General features: G+C 30.4%; 18 protein-coding genes and 3 tRNA genes. 20 read left to right on the forward strand and 1 reads right to left on the reverse strand.

Going from position 1 to position 22,944, the window contains the following annotated elements:
* Nucleotides 1–138: 138 nt before the first annotated feature.
* From BN1865_RS04120 to BN1865_RS04215, 20 genes are all read left to right on the forward strand, one after another.
* A complete protein-coding gene (locus tag BN1865_RS04120; protein WP_050636001.1) occupies nt 139–1,506 on the forward strand; it encodes an MATE family efflux transporter in 1,368 nt (455 codons plus the stop codon).
* Nucleotides 1,507–1,855: 349 nt separating this feature from the next.
* A complete protein-coding gene (locus BN1865_RS04125) occupies nt 1,856–2,794 on the forward strand; it encodes a hypothetical protein (RefSeq protein ID WP_050636002.1) in 939 nt (312 codons plus the stop codon).
* Nucleotides 2,795–2,945: 151 nt separating this feature from the next.
* A complete protein-coding gene (locus BN1865_RS04130) occupies nt 2,946–3,332 on the forward strand; it encodes a hypothetical protein (protein ID WP_050636003.1) in 387 nt (128 codons plus the stop codon).
* 178 nt (nt 3,333–3,510) lie between these two features.
* Entirely contained in the window at nt 3,511–4,179 is a 669-nt protein-coding gene (locus tag BN1865_RS04135; RefSeq protein ID WP_050636004.1) for an N-acetylmuramoyl-L-alanine amidase family protein, read from the forward strand.
* Nucleotides 4,180–4,246: 67 nt separating this feature from the next.
* Nucleotides 4,247–5,668 (forward strand): extracellular solute-binding protein, encoded by a 1,422-nt coding sequence (locus BN1865_RS04140; protein ID WP_050636005.1) that lies wholly within the window; start codon nt 4,247–4,249, stop codon nt 5,666–5,668.
* A gap of 4 nt (nt 5,669–5,672) precedes the next feature.
* The gene (locus tag BN1865_RS04145) at nt 5,673–8,663 is read left to right on the forward strand and encodes a putative bifunctional diguanylate cyclase/phosphodiesterase (protein ID WP_050636006.1); all 2,991 of its coding nucleotides are present in this window, start codon (nt 5,673–5,675) and stop codon (nt 8,661–8,663) included.
* A gap of 229 nt (nt 8,664–8,892) precedes the next feature.
* Nucleotides 8,893–8,969: transfer RNA gene (locus BN1865_RS04150), tRNA-Ile, on the forward strand.
* Nucleotides 8,970–8,988: 19 nt separating this feature from the next.
* Nucleotides 8,989–9,065, forward strand: a tRNA-Ile gene (locus BN1865_RS04155).
* A 21-nt stretch (nt 9,066–9,086) separates the two neighbouring features.
* Nucleotides 9,087–9,162: transfer RNA gene (locus BN1865_RS04160), tRNA-Ala, on the forward strand.
* 54 nt (nt 9,163–9,216) lie between these two features.
* Nucleotides 9,217–9,939, forward strand: a complete 723-nt coding sequence (locus BN1865_RS04165) for a putative ABC transporter permease (protein ID WP_050636007.1) — start codon at nt 9,217–9,219, stop codon at nt 9,937–9,939.
* A gap of 15 nt (nt 9,940–9,954) precedes the next feature.
* A complete protein-coding gene (locus BN1865_RS04170) occupies nt 9,955–11,322 on the forward strand; it encodes an MATE family efflux transporter (protein WP_050636008.1) in 1,368 nt (455 codons plus the stop codon).
* Nucleotides 11,323–11,352: 30 nt separating this feature from the next.
* On the forward strand, nt 11,353–12,372 hold the full coding sequence (locus tag BN1865_RS04175; RefSeq protein ID WP_050636009.1) for a PTS sugar transporter subunit IIC: 1,020 nt from the start codon (nt 11,353–11,355) through the stop codon (nt 12,370–12,372).
* A gap of 66 nt (nt 12,373–12,438) precedes the next feature.
* A complete protein-coding gene (locus BN1865_RS04180) occupies nt 12,439–13,893 on the forward strand; it encodes a UDP-N-acetylmuramoyl-L-alanyl-D-glutamate--2,6-diaminopimelate ligase (protein ID WP_050636010.1) in 1,455 nt (484 codons plus the stop codon).
* Between the two features lie 44 nt (nt 13,894–13,937).
* Nucleotides 13,938–15,332, forward strand: coding sequence for a polysaccharide deacetylase (locus BN1865_RS04185; protein ID WP_050636011.1), 1,395 nt, complete (start codon nt 13,938–13,940; stop codon nt 15,330–15,332).
* Nucleotides 15,333–15,593: 261 nt separating this feature from the next.
* Complete coding sequence (locus BN1865_RS04190) at nt 15,594–16,379, forward strand: class I SAM-dependent methyltransferase (protein ID WP_050636012.1); 786 nt, start codon at nt 15,594–15,596, stop codon at nt 16,377–16,379.
* Between the two features lie 87 nt (nt 16,380–16,466).
* A complete protein-coding gene (locus tag BN1865_RS04195; protein ID WP_050636013.1) occupies nt 16,467–16,691 on the forward strand; it encodes a PF20097 family protein in 225 nt (74 codons plus the stop codon).
* 184 nt (nt 16,692–16,875) lie between these two features.
* Nucleotides 16,876–18,411, forward strand: coding sequence for a leucine-rich repeat domain-containing protein (locus BN1865_RS04200; protein ID WP_050636014.1), 1,536 nt, complete (start codon nt 16,876–16,878; stop codon nt 18,409–18,411).
* A gap of 94 nt (nt 18,412–18,505) precedes the next feature.
* Entirely contained in the window at nt 18,506–20,101 is a 1,596-nt protein-coding gene (locus BN1865_RS04205; protein ID WP_050636015.1) for an ABC-F family ATP-binding cassette domain-containing protein, read from the forward strand.
* Between the two features lie 160 nt (nt 20,102–20,261).
* Nucleotides 20,262–20,786: an RNA polymerase sigma factor gene (locus BN1865_RS04210; RefSeq protein ID WP_157844078.1), complete on the forward strand. Its 525-nt coding sequence runs from the start codon at nt 20,262–20,264 to the stop codon at nt 20,784–20,786.
* Complete coding sequence (locus BN1865_RS04215; protein WP_050636017.1) at nt 20,770–22,140, forward strand: PepSY domain-containing protein; 1,371 nt, start codon at nt 20,770–20,772, stop codon at nt 22,138–22,140. Before BN1865_RS04210 ends, BN1865_RS04215 begins: the two co-directional genes overlap by 17 nt.
* A gap of 285 nt (nt 22,141–22,425) precedes the next feature.
* On the opposite strand, the gene BN1865_RS04220 is transcribed toward BN1865_RS04215, so the two are convergent.
* On the reverse strand, nt 22,426–22,929 hold the full coding sequence (locus BN1865_RS04220) for a flavin reductase (protein WP_050636018.1): 504 nt from the start codon (nt 22,927–22,929) through the stop codon (nt 22,426–22,428).
* Nucleotides 22,930–22,944: the final 15 nt, after the last annotated feature.

The raw sequence follows: 22,944 nt of genomic DNA on the forward strand, positions 1-22,944 counted from the left end.
CATAAAATCAATGAGGATATGAAAAGAATAAATAGTGGTAGTTTCATCAAAAATGTAACTACCATTTTCAATTTATCGAAAAAAGTTTACGAAACATCTCAAAGAGTTGTATAATGCAAAACATAGGGGGAATGTTGCATGGGTGTTGATGAAAATAATTTTGCAAAAGGGAAGATGTCAAGTCATATATTACATTTAGCAGGGCCAATGATAGTTGCTCAATTCATTAATGTTTTATATAACGTCATAGATCGCATTTATATTGGAAGAATTCCTGAGGCTGCTACTTTAGCAATGGGTGGACTAGGATTGTGTCTGCCCATTATATCTATTATTATTGCTTTTGCGAATTTGTTTGGAATGGGTGGATCCCCATTATGTTCAATTGCGAGAGGACAAGGAAAAATAGATGAAGCAGAAGAAATTATGGGCAATTCTTTTACACTTTTGATTATTTTTTCTATTCTTATTATGGGAATTGGGTTGATTTTTAAAGAACAATTATTGTGGTTATTTGGAGCAAGTTCACAGACAATAGGTTATGCTAATGATTATTTGACGATTTATTTATTAGGAACATTGTTTGTATTAATTGGACTTGGTATGAATAGTTTTATTAATAGTCAGGGCTTTGCTAAAATTGGGATGATGACTGTCCTTTTAGGTGCCATAACAAATATTATTTTAGATCCAGTGTTTATTTTTACTTTTTCAATGGGGGTTAAAGGAGCGGCTCTAGCAACTGTTATTTCTCAGTTTGTATCTGCAGTGTGGACTTTTCGTTTTTTAACAGGACAAAAAACAATTTTAAAAATTAGAAAAGAAAAAATGCATCTTCAGATACATCACGTGAAACGTATATTTTCACTAGGAATGGCTGGCTTTATGATGGGAATTACAAATTCAATAGTCACTATCGTTTGTAATTCAACACTACAGATATATGGTGGAGATCTCTATATAGCTATTATGACAATTATCAATTCCATTCGTGAAGTCATCTCTTTACCAGGTCAAGGATTAGCTAATGCTTCTCAACCAGTATTGGGATTTAATTATGGAGCAAAAAAATATCAGCGTGTTTTACAAGGTATGAAATATGTAACCATTGCTTCCTTAATAACAAGTCTTATTTTATGGCTATCAGTCACAACATTTCCAGAACTCTTTATTAGAATCTTTAGTCATAATTCAGATATGATTATGCATGGAACAAAAGCAATTCGTTTATACTTTTTTGGTTTCTTTATGATGTCTTTTCAGATGACTGGGCAGGCAATAGCAGTAGGATTAGGAAAATCTAAACAAGCTGTTTTCTTTTCTGTTTTTCGAAAGGTTATTATTGTCGCGCCTTTAACAGTGATATTACCTATGTTTATAGGTATTGATGGTGTTTTTATTGCTGAAGCAATTAGTAATTTTATTGGTGGAGGAGCATGCTACATAACAATGTTATTAACAATCGGAAAAGACTTACGAAAGAAAACAAAGACCTATTCATTTTAAATAACAAGTTGAAAATTTAAGGTAAAAAATGATTATTATTTTGTGTTATTAGGATATATGAAATAAGTATTGATATTTAAAAGTAAATATAATGTTAATCATGCAATATTCTTTAATCAAAGTAAAAAATAAAACACTTCTATAGTTTAGGAATTGCACATGTTATACATTAAATATGCATTATATACGTAATACCTTTACATAGTCTTAAAATTATGATAATTTGGTTGTAAATAAGCAGATAATTTTGATTTTCTTATGCTTATGAATTGGTTATAGAATATTTATGAAAGTTATTTAAGTCGCTTGTTTTATGATTGTAAACAAAAAATAAAGGAGATTTCTATTCATGAAAAAGGGAAATAAAATTTTAATTGGTGGTATTGCATTGGGAGTATTAATGACTGGATTCATGTCAAATTATCATATCAGTCCGTTAGATGATGTAAAAGCAAGTTCAAGTCATGAAATGACATCAAGTCAGCAAAGTGTAAAAGTTTTTACTAATTCAGATTCAGATAAGACACAACTGTTAAATATGATGATTAATTCAACTGATTATTTTAAAAATGCTTCTGGATCATTTAGATATTATTCAAAAAATGCTGAAACTGATATGGATATAGACTTTGTGGTTGATATTGAAAATTCAAAGTCATATGAAAAGAATACATTTAGAAATTTAAAAACAAAAAGTATTGTAGAACCATTTGAGGAAAGTATTTTTAATGGTGAATATTATTCGGTATATAGAAGTCAAGATTATCTTGCAACTCAACTTTCTTTAGAAGAACTTGCAACGAGTAGCGGATCAAGTCAGTTTCATTATCAAAAAATATCTACTCCTGATTCACAGAATCAAGGCATTGTAGCAGATAATACAATAGAAGATAGAATAGCAACAACTGATGCTCAGGATTCATATGTTAGAAAAACAGAAACTTCGCTTATGGGAATCACGAAAACTGTTTTGTTACCAGAAGATTTTGCAATTGGCTTTATAGGTACAGATTTGAGCGGTTGGAATATTGTATCGAATGAAAAATATTTAGACAGAGACTGTGTAATCGTTGAACCAGTATTAAACGCTTATTATAAAGGAAAGCATAATGCAGTTTCGGCACGCTTCATTATTGATTCTGCTACTGGTATTTTACTTGAATCTCATTTGATTGATAGTGACGGAAATGATACTTTTTTAACAAAAATAAATTCATTAAGTCTTAATCAGTCTTTACAAACAAATGTTTTTGATAAACATAATCATTTCATAAAAGAGAATGAATAATTTTTGAAATACATATTTATTTCTATCGTTGATAGAATTTGTAGATTGAGATTTTGTGTTGGACAATTTAAATAGAAACAGATGCTTCTGTATTGATTGTCCAAACTTATGAGTCATTATATATAAGAACATGAAGAGAAGAGGATTTAAAATGAGTAAATATTGTTTGCGAAATAAAGGTATAAAAATTTTACTGATTTGTCTATGTATTGGTGTATTTTTATTTGTTTTATGTCAAAATTATTTCACTAAAGATGATGTTGATGGTAATTTTACTAAACCTACTATTCATGTGAATGGATATATCTATGGAACCACTATGAATAAAAGTGGTGATATTGATAAAGATTATACATTTTATGGATGTGTAAAAAGTACAACAAAAGATATGATAGCAGTTCCGAGTCATGATTTAGAAGTTAGTCAAATTATTAAAGATAACATAGGTTATAAAGTTTATATATCGGAAAATAAGGATTTTGTTGCGATTTTTAATGAAGAAACACAAAAATATGATTACTTTGAAAAACTATATTAATAGGATATTATTATAAAATGAGATTATAGATAATGATTTAGAATGAATGCATCATCTTTTTATACTGTTTTCTTTTCTAGTATCATAGTCATATTCACATGAATAAATAGAGAAATGAGAGAACATGATTGTCAGTTCTCTTTTTTGATTTAAAGCATATAATGTTTTGGGTGATGATATGAAAAAAGTAATACCATTTGTTTTTATGTTTGCATTATGTTCATTAATATTTAAACCAGTGATTAGTGTCTCATCATCACAATCTCTTGCTAAAAAAGTGATCGTTTTGGATCCAGGACATGGTGGAATGGATAATGGGGCTAATGTTGGAAAGGTCAATGAAGATGAATTGAATTTAAAGATTTGTTTTGCGTTAAAAGAAGAATTGGAATCAAGGGGAGCAACCATTTATTTGACACGTACTGATGATCAAGATATGACAAAACGTGATTATAATTATTCTAAACAAGATGATATGTATTTAAGAGTCTTAAAAATTGATGAATATAAGCCGGATTTGTTTTTAAGTATTCATTTGAACTCTTCATCATCTGGAGCATGGGGATCACAAGTGTTTTATTATCAGAATAGTCAGGAAGGAAAAAGGTTGGCACAAAATATTCATGATAGTATGAAACCAGTGACAGGGACACGTAAGAATATTTCACCATGCAGTTTTTATGTTGTGCGTGCGACACAATCTTTGGGTGTTCTTATCGAATGTGGTTTTTTATCAAATGAGAATGAACGTGGTCAGCTAAAAAGTAGTAAATATCAAAAGAAGTTAGCAGTATCAATCAGTGATGGAATAGAGTCATATTATCAATCCTTGAACTCCGGGGTATAGTGTTTTTATTGTAAATATTTGGTAATAATGGTATGATTAGATTAACGATTGAAGGGAAGTTTTATATATGAAGAAAATAATGAAAGTACTATGTTGTGTGGCTTTGTTAATGTGTATAGGATGCTCTTCGAAGAGCTATTTAGATCCAGATAATCCAGTTACAGTCAAATTGTGGAATTATTACACTGGAAAACAATTGGAATCTTTTAACGCTTTGGTAAGCCAATTTAATACAACGGTTGGTAAAGAAAAAGGAATTATTGTTGAGGTGACAGGTTTTGGTAATGTCAATGAATTAGGGGAAAGTGTCTTAGATGCTGCTAATAAAAAAGTGGGATCTAAAGAAGTTCCAAATATTTTTGCGGCATATGCTGATACAGCCTATCAAGTGGATGCTTTAGGTTTGGTCCAGGATTTAAAGCCTTATTTTACAGATAAAGAACTTTCTGCTTATGTAGATGGATATATTGAAGAAGGAATGTTTCATGATGCTCTGAAAATTTTTCCTACGGCTAAATCTACAGAGATTATGATGATTAACATGACAGATTTTAATAAATTTGCTAAAGTGACAGGAGCAAAATTAGAAGATTTATCAACTATTGAAGGGTTATGTGCAACAGCTAAAAAATATTATGAGTATACTGATCAGATGACACCAACACCAAATGATGGGAAAGCTTTTTTTGGTAGAGATGCCATGGCTAATTATATTGTTATTGGTTTAAAGCAATTAGGACATGATATTATTACTGTAAGTGATAGTGGAAAGGCAACTTTGGATTTTGATAAAGATGCTGTTAAAAAATTGTGGGATTATTATTATACGCCTTATATTCATGGTTATTTTAAAGCAGAAGGGCGTTTTAGAAGTGATGATGTGAAATTAGGAAATATTATTAGTTTCGTTGGATCTTCTTCAGGAGCAACATTCTTTCCAGAACAGGTTATTGTGGATGATGAGAATTCTTATCCGATTGATGTGAAAGTTTTAGAAGCACCAACTTTTAAAGATGGTGAAGCATATGCTGTTCAGCAGGGAGCTGGAATGGTTGTTACTACAGGTGATGAAGCACATGTTGAAGGATCTGTTGAGTTTTTAAAATGGTTTACACAACAAGAACAAAATATTAAATTTTCTATTGATTCTGGTTATTTACCAGTTACTAAAGATGCCAATCAGTTTTCAGCGATAGAAAAAACAGTTAAGATTGAATCAAATCTTATGAAAGAAGTTATTCAAACTTCTGTTGATACAGTTAATAATAAAAAACTTTATACAACAAAAGCTTGTGATAATGGTGCAACATTAAGAACTCAATTAGAAAATTGTTTAAAAGATAAAGCAGAGACAGATCGAAAAACGATTCAAAAATCACTTGATAACGGTCAAGATTCAAACAGTGTGTTTGCACAATATGACAATCAGGATAATTTTGAAAATTGGTATCAAGAGACATATAAGGCCTTAAAAGATATAGTAGGTTAATATTATGAAATTAAAATATAATAAAGTATTTCAAAAAAATTCTTTATTTAAAAGAATTTTTATCCCCATGTGTATGCTGATTGCCTCTGTTGTTATATTTTTAATTGGGTTTAGTTATTATTATGATATATTGGGGGAAATGAATGCAAACAGCCGAAGTTTATTTGATCAGCAAGTCAAAAATAGAGCACATGATTTACAAACATCTATGATTACGAAATGGTCTAATATTGAAGGTGAGATTAATCGTATTAATGCAATTACCAAAAATCTTGTTGATAGTCATCAGATTTCATTGGATCACTTAACAAATTCTTCTCAGGATAGTTTATTGCTGCTTGAAAAAACTTCTGATGAACTGATTACAATGTTGCGAAATCATGGCACGACAGGGGCTTATTTGTTTTTAAGTGATGGACAGTTTACGCAAAAAAACAGTCAGTTTTTCCCAGGTATTTATGTTATTGATAATGATCCAGAAAGCGTCTATACGTCAACGAATACAGATCTTTTATTAGCACGTTCTCCTAAAGAACTTGTTGATAAATTAAATATATCAACAGATAGTTGTTGGCAACCATCATTTCAATTTAATCGGGAAGATTATATATTTTATGAAAAAGCTTTTCAAAATTTTCAGTTAGTGATTGATAATCCGGATTTTTCATTGAATGATGTTGGATGCTGGATTCAGCCGTATAAGCTTTATGGCAGTGATACATATAGTATTTCATTTATGCTTCCATTGATCTGTAATCAAAAGGTATATGGAGCTATTAGGGTAGATATTTCATTTGCTTATTTACAGAAGATATTGAATTATGATGAATTGCTTAATAATGGGAATAGTGGATATGTATTGGCTTTAAAAGAAGATGATCATACATATCAGTCAATGTTTTTAAATGGGCCTTATTATTCACGCTCATTTAATGATTTTTCTAAAATGAAAGTTGAAGGGACTGATGAACAATATATTGATGATAAAATTTATTGTTCTGCGTCTTCATTGAAACTCTATAATACCAATACACCTTATGAAAATGAAAGATGGGTATTATTGGGACTGGTGGATAAGAGCGAACTTTATAGTATTACCAATCATTTAACAGAAATATTTACATTTATATTTGTTGTTATTATTGTTTTAGGAGCACTTCTTTCTTTTGTTTTAACGAAATATATTACAAAGCCAATTGTTGATTTGGCAAAACGAATTGCCCATCCAACAGGTGCTATGGCACGTTTGAAATTGGCTAAAACAAATATTATTGAAATTGATCAATTAATTCAGGCTATTGAAAAAATGAATAATGATGTGCTTGAATCAGCATCACGTTTTACTAATATTATTCGATTAGCAAATACCAAATTGGCTGGTTTTGAAATTGACTATACAACCAATCAATTGTTTATTACAGATCAATTTTTTGATATTTTTATGTTACATGATATAGATACAAGACATATGTCAGTTGATGAATTTAAAAAATTATTTAATACATTTGATGGATGTTGCAAAGCAACAAAGAATCATAATGAGTATGTTTATCATATTGAGACATCAACTGATGAGGTATATTTACGTTTGAGATATCATAGTGATAAAGAAAAATGTGTTGGTTTATTGGAAGAAATTAGTGATGTTATTAAAGAACGATTAGCAATTGAACATGAAAGAGATCATGATGTTTTAACTGGTTTAATGAATCGACGTGCGTTCCAAAGAAAAATGAAACGATTGTTTAGTGTTCATAAGAGTCAGTTGAATGTTGGAGCATTGGTGATGATGGATTTAGATAATTTAAAGGCTATTAATGATAAATATGGCCATGATTGTGGAGATTCCTATATTAAAGGAACGGCACGCATATTTAAAGAGAATTCACCAAAGCAAACAATTGTATCGCGTACATCTGGCGATGAATTTTATCTTTTCTATTATGGATATCATAGTAAAGATCAAATTGCTGAACAGTTAGAGCGTTTAAAAAAGGCTTTAGCGATTGCTAGTATTGAATTACCAAATCAACAAAAAGTTAAGATTCGAGTATCTGGCGGTATTGCCTGGTATCCAGATGATAGTACCGATTTTGAAGAATTACAAAGATATTCTGATTATGCAATGTATTCTGTGAAGAAAACAGTTAAGGGCGAAATAGGAGTTTTCAATCTTTTGGATTATGAGAATAATTCCTATATTATGAAAAAACGCATTGATTTTCATCAATTTATGGATGAAAGAATGATGGTTTATCATTTTCAGCCAATTATTAGTACTAATACTGGTGAAATTTATGGCTATGAAGCACTTTTGCGTTCTTCTCATCCAACTTTAAAAGATCCTAAAGAAATTATTATGTTAGCGAAATTAGAAGCACAGTTAAGCCAAATAGAAGCTATGACATGGCGTGAAGCATTATACTCTTATAATGAATATTATCATCAAGGAAAAGTACACAAAAATCATAAAGTTTTTATTAATTCACTATCACATCAATTAATCGCTGATGAACAGATAGAGCAGATTGAAAAAAATTATCATGAACTTTTACATAATGTTGTATTAGAAGTCACTGAATATGAAGATACAAATCAAGATTGTTTTGAGGCAAAGAAAGCAACATTATCTCGTTGGAAAGCGGAAATTGCATTAGATGATTATGGTAGTGGGTATAATAGTGAACGTAATTTATTGATGATTAATCCAACTTATGTAAAGATAGATATGGATATTATTCGTGATATTGATACTGATATTGATAAACAAAAAATTGTTGAGAATATTGTATCTTATTGCCATGAAAGAGGGAAAAGTGTGATTGCTGAGGGAATTGAGTCTTTAGAAGAATTACAGGTTGTTTTAAGATTGGAAGTTGATTTTGTACAAGGATTTTTATTTGCTAAGGCAATGCCTTTACCTAGTCAAATTAATGAAAAGGGAATTCAATGTATTTTAGAGTATCAAAAGAAAAGATTAAAAGAGGGATTATAAGTTCTTGCTTGTTTTAAGGTATAGATATAAATAATAAAAAAGAAGAAGTCAATTGCTGATCAATTTCAGTACTTTATTTCTTCTTTCATTTATTATGGCTTTCATTATTTATCGATTAATCAAGTCTTAGGACTTATCTTTTTCTTTTGTAGCTTAATTATGCAAAAAAAATAAAAAAAGTATTGACGAAAAATAGGGGCTATGCTAATATATTAGGGCAGTCATTAATGGGCCTGTAGCTCAGTTGGTTAGAGCGCACCCCTGATAAGGGTGAGGTCGATGGTTCAAATCCATTCAGGCCCACCATTAATTTCTGTTATAATATGGGCCTGTAGCTCAGTTGGTTAGAGCGCACCCCTGATAAGGGTGAGGTCGATGGTTCAAATCCATTCAGGCCCACCATATTAATTTAATATAGGTTTTGGGGCTTTAGCTCAGATGGGAGAGCGCCTGCTTTGCACGCAGGAGGTCAGCGGTTCGATCCCGCTAAGCTCCACCAATTGAAAATAACGTTACTTATGTAACGTTTTTATTGTATATAGGAGGGAAAATAATGGAAAGGTATATCAGTGCACTTGTGATTTCTTTTTTTATTTATGGTTTTTGTGGATGGATATGGGAATCTTTCATCTGTCCATTAATAACAGGACATAAAATTAAAAACAGTGGTTTTTTGAATGGACCGATTGTACCTATTTATGGTGTAGGAGCATTGGTTGTTTCTTTATTATTTTCACCTCAAGAAAGTTATTTATCTATATTTATAGAAGGAGCTTTTGTTGCATGTGTTATTGAATATTTAACTTCTTGGGCAATGGAGGCATTATATCATCATCGTTGGTGGGATTACTCTGATAAAGCTTTTAATGTGAATGGGAGAGTCTGCTTAGAAGGATTTTTGGTATTTGGACTTTTTAGTGTGATTGCAGTTAAATTTGTTCAGCCAGCAATAATGGAATGGTTATTACAATATGGAATGGTTCTTTTATTAGTTGTTGCAACCGTTTTAACTACAATTTTGACTATTGATTTAATTTTTACGATTATTGCATTGGCTCATTTAGAAGAGCGCTTGGAAGAGTTTAGAAAAATGGTAGAAGAATATACTGTCAAAGCATTTGATGGTTTTGAAAGCAGTAAGAAGAACTTGTATGAGATATTTGAGGATATGAAAGTTAAGGATATGCCAATATATCAGGAAATTACAAAACAGACAAAGTTTGCTGAGAAGCGTATTTTAAAAGCTTTCCCTCACTTAATGAATAAGAAAAAATAAAGGCAGGGATGTTCTATGAAAAAATTTTTGGGGAATAAAGTTTTTTATATGACAACATTATCCATTGCTTTGCCAATTATGGCACAGCAATTTGTAACAAGTTTTGTAAATCTCATTGATAATATTATGATTGGTAGTGTTGGAAGTCTAGCATTAACTTCAGTAACTGTAGCTAATCGTGTATATCTGATTTTTAATTCAACAATGTTTGGTATTTGTGGGGCCGCTGGTATTTTTATTGCTCAATATTATGGAGCGAAGAAATATCAGAATTGTCAAAAGATACTTAATATCAATTTATCATGTGGACTTTTAGTGGCGGGATTATTTGTTGTGGCTTTAATGACAGTGCCTAGACAACTGATGGAAATATTTTCATCTAATCCTGCTGTTATTGAAGAAAGTTTACGTTATATTCAGTTTGCAGTATTGACTTATATTCCTTTTGCTATGAGTTTTAGTATTATGATGGCTATGCGTGCTGTAGGAATTAATAAAATTCAGTTGATAGTTGGGCTAATTACTGTAGTAACCAATACTTCATTGAATTATTTATTGATTTTTGGAAATTTTGGTTTTCCAACATTAGGAGTACAAGGAGCGGCCATTGCAACTGCTATAGCTAGATTTTTAGAATTAGGTATTTATTTAATTATTTTAAAACGACATAAACATTTTTTTACTTTTTCATTGCGAAATTTGTTCCATCTTGACACATCATTAATTCGTTCAATGATTAGAAAAGCAATTCCACTCACTGCTAATGAAATTTTATTTTCATTAGGATTAGCTATGATTTTCTTATCCTATATGCGTTGTGATGAAAGCTTGATTTCAGCTATTAGTGTTGTTGATACAGTTATGCAAATTGCATATATTGTATTTGGTGGGTTATCGAGTGCTATTTCTATTTTAATTGGGAATCGTTTAGGCGCAAATCAGATTGAAGAAGCCAAAGCAAATGCTTATAAATTATTAGCATTTGGTGTTATGATTGGTTTGACAATTAGTGTTATTTTTATTGGTGTAGCACCATTGATTGCTTCCTTTTATAATGTTGAAGATATGATTAAAGAAACAATTGTTATGTTGTTGAGAATTAAGTCTTTATTGTTACCTATTTATGTTTATAATGTCTGTGTATTTTTTACATTAAGAGCTGGTGGTGATACTTTCTCAACAATGTTGATGGACTCTGGTTTTTTATGGTGTGCAGGAGTTCTTTTATCAACAGTTTTATCTATTTTTACGAATTTATCACTTGTTCAATTGTTTGCAATTGTTGAGGCCTGTGATTTACTGAAATTGTTTGTTGCTACGTATTTCTTTAAAAAAGGACGATGGGCTAAAAATATGACATTAACTCAGGAAGTCGTTTATTAAGATATTGAATTAGAAAAAGGAGGAATTGTTATGGCACGTGCATCACAAAAAGAAAACTATATTGTTAAGACACTTAATGGGATGGCCTATGGCTTTTTTGCCAGTCTCATTATTGGAACAATATTAAAACAAATTGGTGGGGCAATACATTGGGGTGATTTGATTTATTGGGGACAGTTAGCGACATATTTAATGGGACCGGCTATTGGTGTAGGAATTGCTGTTGTCTTAGATGCAAAAGGTCTTAATATGATTGCAGCTGTTATTGCTGGAGCAATTGGTGCTGGGACATTTTCTATCAGTGGACAAAATGTATCTGTTGCTGTAGGAAATCCTGTATCTGCTTATTTAGCTGTTATATTGGCTATTGAAGTTACAAAACTTATACAAGATAAAACACCTTTGGATATTTTATTGGTTCCATTGACTTCTATTCTTTGTGCTGGTTTGATTACAAAATTTGTTGGACCTTATATTTCTCAAGTGATTGTATGGATTGGTGATTTAATTAATCAAGGTGTAACAATGCAGCCTTTGTTAATGGGAATGATTGTTGCGGTTTTAATGGGAATGGCTTTAACTGCTCCGATTTCATCAGCAGCTATTGGTATTATGTTAGGTTTAAATGGTTTGGCGGCTGGTGCTGCTTTAGCAGGATGCTGTGCTCAAATGGTTGGATTGGCTATCATGTCAATGGATGATAATCAAATTGGTGATGTCATTGCTATTGGTATTGGAACTAGTATGTTACAATTTAAAAATATTGTTAAACGTCCGATTATATGGCTTCCACCAATCGTAGCAAGTCTTATTACAGGAATCCTTTCAACTGCTGTTTTAGGTATCAAATGTACACCTGTTGGTTCTGGAATGGGAACGGCTGGACTGGTAGGATTATTAGAATGTATACAGGTCATGGGATCATCTTTCTGGTTACCTTTAATTATCGTAGATGTTCTTGTCCCAATGGCAATTTGCTGGAGTATGTATCGTGCCTTTCGTAAATTGAATTACATAAAAAGTGGAGATATGAAATTAACAAGATTATAATCATCTTCGGATGATTTTTTCTTTTATTTGCATTTAAAAACAGATATAATAGGATTGGTGAGAAAAATGAAATTAAAACAATTAGTAGAAGAAATGGATTATGAAGTTTTACAAGGTGATTTGAATCAAGATGTTAGTCAGATTGATTATGATTCAAGAACTGTTAAAGATAGAAGTTTATTTGTATGTATTCCAGGTGCCAATGTTGATGGGCATGATTTTATTGATCAAGTGATTGATCAAGGTGCTCGTGTTATTGTTGTTGAACGTGATGTTCCTTTTCGTGAAGGCATTACATACATGAAAGTACCTGAGGCTAGAAAAGCATTAGCACTTTTATCGTGTGCCTTTTTTGGACATCCAAGTCGTCAGATGACAGTGATTGGAATTACTGGAACAAAAGGAAAAACGACAACATCTTATATGGTGGAATCAATTTTAGAAAAAGCTAATAAGAAAGTAGGAATTATTGGAACAATTGGTTCTATTGTCAATGGAGAGTTTCAAAAAACAAAGAATACAACACCAGAATCATTTGAATTACAAAGATTAATGAGACAAATGGTAGATTGTGGATGTGAGTATTGTGTTATGGAAGTTTCATCACAAGGATTGATGCTTAATCGTGTGGCAGGAATTGATTTTGATTATGGTGTTTTTACAAATCTTTCACCAGATCATATTGGAGAGCATGAACATCATTCTTTTGAACATTATATGGAATGTAAGAAAATGCTATTTCAAATGTGTAAAGTAGGGATTTTTAATCAGGATGATGAACATTATGGAGATATGATTAAAGGTGCAAAATGTGATATCAAAACTTATTCATTACATCATGAAAGTGATTTAAAGGCATCCCATATTCAATTAAGTCAAGGTCAAGGAACTTTGGGTGTTTCTTTTCAAACATCTGGAATTATTAATGCTGAGTTTGAAACAGACATTCCAGGACGTTTTAGTGTTTATAACTCGCTTGTAGCGATTATGCTTTGTCATCTTTTACACATTGAGACAAATTATATTCAAGCGGCTTTAAAGCAAGTCAGAGTAAGAGGACGTGTTGAAATTGTGCCAGTCAGACAACCTTATACTGTTATGATTGATTACGCTCATAATGCACTTTCATTTGAGAGCATTCTTCAGACCATCATGGATTATCATCCACATCGCATTTATTGTGTTTATGGTGCAGGTGGACATCGTGATGTTAAACGTCGTTATGATGTTGGAGAAATTGTTGCAAAATATAAAGCTTTTTCGATATTAACAGCGGATAATCCACGTGGCGAAAGTATTTCAAAAATTTGTCAGGATATTGTGACAGGTATTCAACGTATTGGTGGAGAATATGTGATTATTGAAGACCGTAAAGAAGCAATTCATTATGCTTTAGATCATGGAGAAACTGGTGATGTCATTTTATGCTTAGGCAAAGGACATGAAGATTATCAAATTATTGATCAAGAACCTCTGGCATTTAGTGAAAAAGAAATTATTGAAGAATATTTTCAATTATAGGACTGAAAAAGATCTTTTGTGCATATAGTATTTTGGTGATACATATGAAAAAGATCTTTTTTTCTTGCATAGCAGTTTTAGCTTGTGCAGGTATAATTTACATTTCGCAACAACCAAGAATTCATTTTATTCATGATGAAATTCATTTGTCATTATATGAAGAAGTGAAACCTTATGATTATATTGAAGAGGTTTCACATATGGATATAGAAGAATTACAAATTCATAGTCAAGTGAATAATGAAAAATTAGGTGAATATAAAATTGAGTATGTTTATCGAAATAAAACATTTACATTAAAGATATTTATTGATGATAAAATTCCTCCTCAATTTGATACAGTCAATACCAAAATATTACGTAATGAAAAAGTGAATCCTGAATCATTAGTTAAAAATATTCAAGATGATTCAAAAACAATTGTTTATTTTAAAGAAGATTATATTTTTAATGAAGTGAAAACATATCGAGTTATTGTTGTTGTAGAAGATGAATATGAAAATAAAACAGAAAAAAATGCATATGTGTTAGTAGAAGAAAGAGATAATGAAGCACCAACAATATCTGGATTAGATAAAGTAACAATGTTAATTGGTGATGAAATAGATTTAAAAAAGGGGATTACAGTTCAGGATGACCATGATAAGAATCCTAAATTAACAATTGATGATTCGCAGTTAAATATTCGTAAAACAGGTGAATATGAAGTTTATTATCACGTTGTGGATGATCAGGGCAATGAAGAAACATATACACGTTTAGTAGAAGTTTTGAGTCAATATGATAATCGTGAAGCAAAACAAGATGGTAAAAAAACATGTTATTTAACTTTCGATGATGGGCCCTCGAGCAATACCGCTAAAATTCTAAAGGTATTAGATGAATATCATATAAAAGCCACTTTCTTTGTCACGGGAACATCTCCTAAAGATTTTCATTATATTAAAGAAGCCTATGAAAAAGGACATACAATTGGGTTACACACATATAGTCATGATTATGAACTCATCTATAGTTCACTGAAGAATTATATTAATGATTTAAATAAGATTAAAGATGTAGTTTATGAACAAACTGGAGTTTATACAAAATTTATGCGTTTTCCTGGTGGTTCAAGTAACCTTGTTTCTAAAAAGTATAATGTAGGTATTATGAAACGATTAACAAAGAAAGTCATTGATTTAGGATATCAGTATTATGATTGGACATCTATTAATGGTGATGGTGAGGGTATTAAAACAGTGAATGGCTTAAAAAAGAAAGCCATTGAAGAAATTGGTGATAAAGAAGATATTATGTTTTTAATGCATGATAGTTCAGGACAGGATAATACAGTTAAAGCATTGCCAGCTATATTAGATTATCTGATTAAAAAAGGCTATCAGTTTGAAGTCATAGATCAGTATTCTCCAACTTTTCATCATACAGTACAAAACTAAATATAATCGGAAAATCATTGATGATAGAATTCCTGTTATTAATGATTTTTTTCTTTATAAAATCCTGTTACTATTATAATTATTTACTGATTATTGATATATAAGTCTTGATATTTCTTTTTTTGTAAAGAAATGGTATAACATATTAAAATGAAAACATAGACTACAGATTGAATTTTTTGTATCTTTGGTTCAAGTTGCTATTGGCATTTAATGGCTGTATAATATCTCTATAAAAGAAATCTTGGAGGGGAAGTTGTCATGAATATAACAGATGAAAATATTGATGGTGGAAAAGCTTTTGATTTTGGGAAAACTTCAGCAGATTATGCAAAATTTAGAGATATTTATCCACAGGAATTTTATGATAAAATCATAAACCGTCAATTATGTATGAGTGGTCAAAGTGTCCTTGATATGGGAACAGGAACAGGAGTTCTACCTAGAAATATGTATCGCTATGGAGCAAAATGGACAGGTACAGACATATCTGAAAATCAAATTGAACAAGCTAAAATTCTTTCGGAAGGTATGGATATTGATTATTATGCATTATCAGCAGAAAACATCAATTTCCCAGATGAATCATTTGATGTTATTACGGCTTGTCAATGTTTCTGGTATTTCAATCATGAGGAAATTGTATCTAAGTTTTATCGTATGCTTAAGCCTAATGGACGGATTCTTGTATTGTATATGGCTTGGTTGCCTTATGAAGATAAAATTGCAGGAGCAAGTGAAAAACTTGCACTGAAATATAGTCCACAGTGGAGTGGTGCTGGAGAAACAATCCACCCAATAAGTATACCTGATTGTTATGATGAAAAATTTGAACTCATTTATCATGAAGAGTATCCTTTATATGTACATTTTACTCGTGAAAGCTGGAATGGAAGAATGAAGGCTTGTCGTGGGATTGGTGCTTCACTTACGGAAGAAGAGATTGCCATGTGGGAACAGGAACATTTAAAGTTACTTACTGATAATGCTCCTGCTGAGTTTGATGTTTTGCATTATGGTGCCATTGCTGAACTTAAAAAGAAGTAAGATTTCAATTCTTGTTGAAGTGTGTTTATGGGTAAAGGATGGTTTTTATAAAAAACTAACGAGTCAAAACGTTTGGAGGTGTTGATAATGATTTGTCCTCAATGTGGCAAAGAGATGCAGCCAGGATTTTTACAAACAGGGAATATCATTGCATTCAATAAAACAAGACATAAAATATCGTTAAATTCAAAACATGAAGAGGATGTTATGATAGCAAAAAACACTCTCATGGGATCAGATTTTCATGCCTTTATTTGTAAAGAATGTGGTCTGATTGTGTTTGATTATAAAAATGTTATCTCACATTTATAGTTTCCTATTTGATTGTGATTTCAATTCGATATGACAAGCAGTTTATCTTTATGACGAACTGCTTTTTCTTTTTGTAAGAAGTGTCATATCATACAATCAATTCTAATTTAAGAATGATACAATATAAAAAGTGATAATAATACTGAGTGTATAAATGTCACTGAAAATAAAAAAGGAGGAAATTATGAAAAAAATAACAATAATGGTTGTCGCAATGATGATGTTGTTTACACTGACTATTCATAAAACGTCTGCGGCTGATGAAACATTTGAAAAAGATGGTCTAACGTACCAAATGATTGGCGAAAATAATGTCAGTGTTATTGGTGCTGATAAAACACGAACTTCCTATAATATACCACAAACCATTGAATATAATGATGTTATGTATACTGTTGTCAGTTTAGGAGATCATTTATTTTATGATAATGTTAATCCTGCTGCTTTGGTTTCGATTACACTTCCTGAAACAATCACGAGTATTGGTACAGGAGCGTTTCAAAATTGTAAACAGTTAAAATCTGTTAAGATTCCTGATGAAGTGAAAATAATTGAAAATTATACATTTCAAGACTGTCTTCGTTTAGAAAATATCCAACTCTCTCATCAATTAACAGAAATAAAATCAAATGCTTTTTATCATTGTGCTAAATTAGAGGCAATAGCTCTTCCAGATAGTGTCAAAAAAATTGCAGATAATGTTTTTATTGATTGTCATTCGCTTAAATCAATTGTCATTCCAAAAAATGTTGAATCTTTAGGTGCATCATCACTATGGTATTGTACAAATTTAGAATCAGTAACATTATCTAATAAGATTGCAAATATTAAAGATACAGCATTACAGCATTCTTCAAAACTTTCAAAAATAATGGTTATAACTGATACAAAGGATGAAATAATGAATCCTCAAATTTTAGCAGCTGTCAATAAAATAACAAATCCACATCAAATCTATCGTGGTGTCACACACGTAAAAGCAAATCAAAGTACAATTCATGCGAATAGGGGACAAACACTAGATTTAGATTCATATTTTGATAAAACATTTCAAGTATATGATGAAAATAATCAATTGTCATCGGCAATGATGATTCCGTCAAATTATCAAAATGTAGAATATCAATTAATAGGAACTCATTTCCCAAAGACTCAAATTTCAGGACATCAGATAAAAATAGGGGATGATGAAACAAATTCAATACAAATCAAAGCTAATCTCAATGGTTATAGTGATACTTTAACAGTGGATGTTCTTGAAATTACAATCACAAATATTGAAATTGATGAAAAGCCAGAGAAAACAACCTATTTTGAAGGAGAATTCTTTAATCCTGAAGGTTTAAAAATAAAGGTTCATTATAGTGATGGAACTTATAAAATAGTTACTTATAATCAAGATTCAAAAGCGAATTTCTCATTTTCTCATCAAGATCCATTAAAAACAACTGATAATAAAATCATTATGAAATATGCACAACATTTAGTAGAATTCAATATAGAGGTTCAAGCAAAAGATGTGATTAATGATGATAATCAGGAGGATCAAACAATTCCAGATAATAAGCCACAAGAAGAACCTGTTCAAAAACCTGAATCAATAGAAAATGATACTCCAAAAACAGAAGATCAGACAATGATTTTAGGATTAACACTTCTTATGATTGTCAGTGGAGCAATTGTATTTATAAAAATGAAAAAACAAAGTTATGAAATATAAGGAGAAGGAAGCCCTTCTTCTTTTTCATTTGTTAAGTTGAAAAATATATTTAATCATGTATAATAAGGAAGACTATGAAAGAGGAGAAACAAAGATGATATCAACACAAAATGTAACATTAAGATATGGTGATAGAGCTTTATTTGAAAATGTTTCTATACAGTTTACAGAAGGAAACTGTTATGGAATCATAGGAGCCAATGGAGCTGGGAAATCAACCTTTTTAAAAATACTATCTGGTGAAATAGAACCAAATAAAGGGGAAGTTGTTGTCACACCGGGACAAAGATTATCGGTTTTAAAACAGGACCATTTTGCTTATGATGAAATGGAAGTTTTAAAAACTGTTTTAATGGGAAATAAACGTCTTTATGAAATTATGGTAAGAAAAGAAGAACTTTATAGCAAACCTGATTTTAATGATGAAGATGGGATTGAATTGGCTGAATTAGAAGGTGAATTCATGGAAATGGATGGCTGGAATGCGGAAACTGATGCTGAGATATTATTGAATGGATTAGGAGTAACTGGGGAATTTCATCATGTTTTGATGAAAGAACTTGGTGATCAACAAAAAGTGAAAGTTTTATTGGCACAGGCATTATTTGGTAATCCTGATATTCTTTTATTAGATGAACCTACAAACCATTTAGATATAAAGAGTATTAATTGGCTGGAAAATTTCTTACTTAATTTTCCTAATACTGTGATTGTTGTTTCACATGACCGACATTTTTTAAATAAAGTATGTACCCATATTGCAGATATTGATTTTAGTAAGATTCAATTGTATGTAGGAAATTATGATTTCTGGTATGAATATTCACAAATGATGGTAAAACAAGCTAAAGATATCAATAAAAAAGCAGAAGCTAAGAAAAAAGAATTAGAAGAATTTATTGCACGTTTTAGTGCGAATGCTTCTAAGGCAAAACAAGCGACTTCTCGTAAGAAATTATTAGATAATTTAGAGATGGTAGATATTAAACCATCACTAAGAAGATATCCTTTTATTGGTTTTACTCCAGATCGTGAAGTTGGGAATATTGTTTTAAATGTTGAAGATTTATCTTATGAAGTCAATGGTGAAAAGATATTAAATCATATTTCTTTTTCTGTAAATCCAAAAGATAAGATTGCTTTTGTTGGTGAACATGAATTAGCAGTCACATCGTTCTTTAAAATTATTACTGGTGAAATTAAAGATTATGAAGGAACATTCCAATGGGGAGTCACAACATCACAATCTTATTTTCCTAAAGATAATAATGAATATTTTGAAAATTGTGATTTAACATTGGTTGATTGGTTACGTCAGTTTACAGATGAAGATGTCTATGATCAAGATTTAAGAGGTTGGCTAGGAAGAGTACTATTTTCTGGTGAAGAAGCACTTAAAAAAGCAAATGTTTTATCTGGAGGAGAAAAAGTAAGATGTATGTTGGCTAAAATGATGATGGCAAATTGTAACGTTTTGATTTTAGATGAACCGACAAACCATCTTGATTTAGAGTCTATTCAAGCTTTAAATGAGGGACTTATGCGTTTTAAAGAGAATATTTTATTTTCATCACATGACCATCAGTTTGTACAGACTGTTGCAAATCGTGTTATTGAATTTAATGAAAAAGGTTGCTTAGATCGTTTATCAACATATGATGAGTATTTAGAATATAAAGAAAATATGTAATTGATTAAAGGAAGTTTTCATTTAAATGAAGACTTCTTTTTGTTATGGAAGATGTCTAATTGAAAAAATGTATTTAATAATGAAATTTATAAAAAATAAAATTTATGCAATAATTGATGTTATGATTGTATTAATAAGGTGAAAGGGGAGACATATGCATATGAATAATCGAGAAATTGATCAATTAATTTTAAACATTCCCCAAATTGATAATGCTTTTCATGAATTATATGAGAAAACACGAACGCTTGTTTTTGCATATATTATGAGCATTATCAAAAACTATGATGATAGCAGTGATATTATGCAGGAGACTTATATAAAAATATATCTGGCAAGTTCTTCTTATCATTCTATGAAAAAGCCACTTGCATGGATATTTACAATTGCTAGAAATGAATGTTATCTGCATTTACGAAGAAGAAAAATGAATCAGGAATATGATGATAATATGTCTTTGCCTCAAGTGAATAATTGGGAAACACAAATGATATTAGAACAATTATTTCAAGCTCTTAATGATAAAGAAAGAGAAATTATTATTATGCATTCATTATGGGGCTTTAAGCATTATGAAATTGCAACATTATTAGATATTCCATTAGCAACTTCACTATCTTGCTATCGACGAGGAATGAAAAAAATGAAAGAAATAGGAGGTAGAGTGGATGAAAGATTTAAATGAGGTTTTTCAGGAAATTACACCAGATTCTTATCAGTCAATCCAAACTCAATTACAAAATAGAAATGAAGAGATTGTTGTGGAACAACCCAAAAAGAAAAGAAAAATATATTATGTATTACCAGTTATGATGATTGTTTTGATTGCAATATTGACAATCAGTCAAAAACCAAATCAAGTCATAGCCACTGTAGGATTTGATGTTAATCCAAGTATTGCTATAGATATTGATGATCAAAATAAAATTGTAAAAGTTCATCCATATAATCAAGATGGTCAAAAGATTATTGGAAGTATGAAATTAGAAGGCAATGATATTGAATTAGCAACAAATGCATTAATTGGTTCTATGTTAAAACAAGGGTATATTAATGAATTAAAAAATTCTTTACTAATATCAGTGACGGGAGATAATCAAGAAAAGAATGAACAATTGCGTATGATATTATCAATGCATATTGATGAATATTTAAAAGACAGTCAAATTCAAGGCTCTATTTTATCACAAACTGTTTCACAAAAAAAAGATATTGAAGCTTTAGCAAGTCAATATCAAATTTCTATTGGAAAAGCAGAAGTGATTCAAGAACTGATTCATAAGAATAACCGTTATACTTTTGAGTCCTTAAAAGATTTATCAGTCAATGATTTAAATATTCTATTGCATAAAAATAGCATAGATATTCATACAACAGGAACACAAGCAAGTGAAAGTGGATATATTGGTAAAGAAAAAGCAATGGAAATTGCTGTGAATGATGCCAAAGTTTCACAACCAACAAATCAACATGTAGAATTGGATTATGATGATAATGTCATGATTTATGAAGTGGAGTTTGTAAAAGGAGATATAAAATATGAGTATGATATTCAAGCAAGTCACGGGAAAATACTTAAGAAAGAAGTAGAGGAAAAAAAGAAAAATCATACCAATAATCAATCTTCATCACAAAAACAAATAACAGAAGCTAAGGCAAAAACAATAGCAATGAATCATGCAAGTGTTCAAAATATTACTCAATATGAATTCCATAAAGATGATGAAGATGGACAATTGGAATATGAAATGAAATTTGTTAGTGGTCAATATAAATATGAATATACGATTCGTGCTCATGATGGAAAAATATTGGATTATGAAAAAAAGGATATGGGTGAAATCAAGGTTACTCAAGAAGAGGCTAAAAATAAAGCCTTTCAACATGCAAATGTGAAAGCTACACAAGTTAAAAATTTAGAAGTCGAACTAGAAAAGAAATACTATGAAGTGAAATTTGAAGTTGGGCAATATGAATATGAGTATCATATTGATAAAATCAATGGTCAAATATTGTTTCATGAAAAAGAAAGAGATTAAAATTGTTTTGAGTAAAAAAGAGATTTTCGGTCATAATAGACATCAAAATCTCTTTTTCATATGCACTGATTCGTTATCCGCTTATATATCATTTTAATAAGTGTTGTCTCTATAATATATCATATATTCTTAATGATGTTATCTGTCTATATCCTTTAATTTTGGTTAAAATAAATAAGACCACTAGAGAAATGAAAGCTAAGAAAATTGTTTCTAAAATCATTTGTATAACCATATATAATATGGTGGTATATTTATTTTTTATACAAAAAAAGGCTTTCGCCTTTAAATGTTCTGATAGATACTTTTTATTTTAGCAATATACATGATATGATAATCATGCTCTGGGTAACATTTTTCATCTAATGTTTGGTCTAAGAAACACTCCGGTTTAATCGTATCTTCATAAATCTTTTCAACAATGAATACAAGTTTTGCTTCTTCAAAAGTAGGAACACCTTCTAAAAAAGTTGGATGAAAATGCACATCTGTTATTTTATCAGTATCACGTCCAGAAACTGTTCCAAGAATACTCAATTCTTTTTTATATCCATCAAAAAAAGATAGTGAGAAACAACTTTCCTGATCTACAAATTCTTTTGTATAACGTTGTGGACGAATATAAGCAGTGACAACATTTTCATTCCACAGTACACCAATACCACCCCAAGAAGCGGTCATTGTATTGATTTTTTGCTGGTTACCAGCAGTAATTAACATCCAATCCTTACCTATTGCAGTCAATGGATTCATATCTAAATCCTGAATATTTATTTTTTGAAATGCCATCATCATTCCTCCTTT

Source organism: Candidatus Stoquefichus sp. SB1 (assembly GCF_001244545.1).
GTDB lineage: Bacteria > Bacillota_I > Bacilli_A > Erysipelotrichales > Coprobacillaceae > Stoquefichus.

Excerpts from the sequence above, each read along its gene's own strand:
- BN1865_RS04120 (WP_050636001.1), top strand. The coding sequence starts at position 139 with ATGGGTGTTGATGAAAATAATTTTGCAAAAGGGAAGATGTCAAGTCAT.
- BN1865_RS04125 (WP_050636002.1), top strand. The coding sequence starts at position 1,856 with ATGAAAAAGGGAAATAAAATTTTAATTGGTGGTATTGCATTGGGAGTA.
- BN1865_RS04130 (WP_050636003.1), top strand. The coding sequence starts at position 2,946 with ATGAGTAAATATTGTTTGCGAAATAAAGGTATAAAAATTTTACTGATT.
- BN1865_RS04135 (WP_050636004.1), top strand. The coding sequence starts at position 3,511 with ATGAAAAAAGTAATACCATTTGTTTTTATGTTTGCATTATGTTCATTA.
- BN1865_RS04140 (WP_050636005.1), top strand. The coding sequence starts at position 4,247 with ATGAAGAAAATAATGAAAGTACTATGTTGTGTGGCTTTGTTAATGTGT.
- BN1865_RS04145 (WP_050636006.1), top strand. The coding sequence starts at position 5,673 with ATGAAATTAAAATATAATAAAGTATTTCAAAAAAATTCTTTATTTAAA.
- BN1865_RS04165 (WP_050636007.1), top strand. The coding sequence starts at position 9,217 with ATGGAAAGGTATATCAGTGCACTTGTGATTTCTTTTTTTATTTATGGT.
- BN1865_RS04170 (WP_050636008.1), top strand. The coding sequence starts at position 9,955 with ATGAAAAAATTTTTGGGGAATAAAGTTTTTTATATGACAACATTATCC.
- BN1865_RS04175 (WP_050636009.1), top strand. The coding sequence starts at position 11,353 with ATGGCACGTGCATCACAAAAAGAAAACTATATTGTTAAGACACTTAAT.
- BN1865_RS04180 (WP_050636010.1), top strand. The coding sequence starts at position 12,439 with ATGAAATTAAAACAATTAGTAGAAGAAATGGATTATGAAGTTTTACAA.
- BN1865_RS04185 (WP_050636011.1), top strand. The coding sequence starts at position 13,938 with ATGAAAAAGATCTTTTTTTCTTGCATAGCAGTTTTAGCTTGTGCAGGT.
- BN1865_RS04190 (WP_050636012.1), top strand. The coding sequence starts at position 15,594 with ATGAATATAACAGATGAAAATATTGATGGTGGAAAAGCTTTTGATTTT.
- BN1865_RS04195 (WP_050636013.1), top strand. The coding sequence starts at position 16,467 with ATGATTTGTCCTCAATGTGGCAAAGAGATGCAGCCAGGATTTTTACAA.
- BN1865_RS04200 (WP_050636014.1), top strand. The coding sequence starts at position 16,876 with ATGAAAAAAATAACAATAATGGTTGTCGCAATGATGATGTTGTTTACA.
- BN1865_RS04205 (WP_050636015.1), top strand. The coding sequence starts at position 18,506 with ATGATATCAACACAAAATGTAACATTAAGATATGGTGATAGAGCTTTA.
- BN1865_RS04210 (WP_157844078.1), top strand. The coding sequence starts at position 20,262 with ATGAATAATCGAGAAATTGATCAATTAATTTTAAACATTCCCCAAATT.
- BN1865_RS04215 (WP_050636017.1), top strand. The coding sequence starts at position 20,770 with ATGAAAGATTTAAATGAGGTTTTTCAGGAAATTACACCAGATTCTTAT.
- BN1865_RS04220 (WP_050636018.1), bottom strand. The coding sequence starts at position 22,929 with ATGGCATTTCAAAAAATAAATATTCAGGATTTAGATATGAATCCATTG.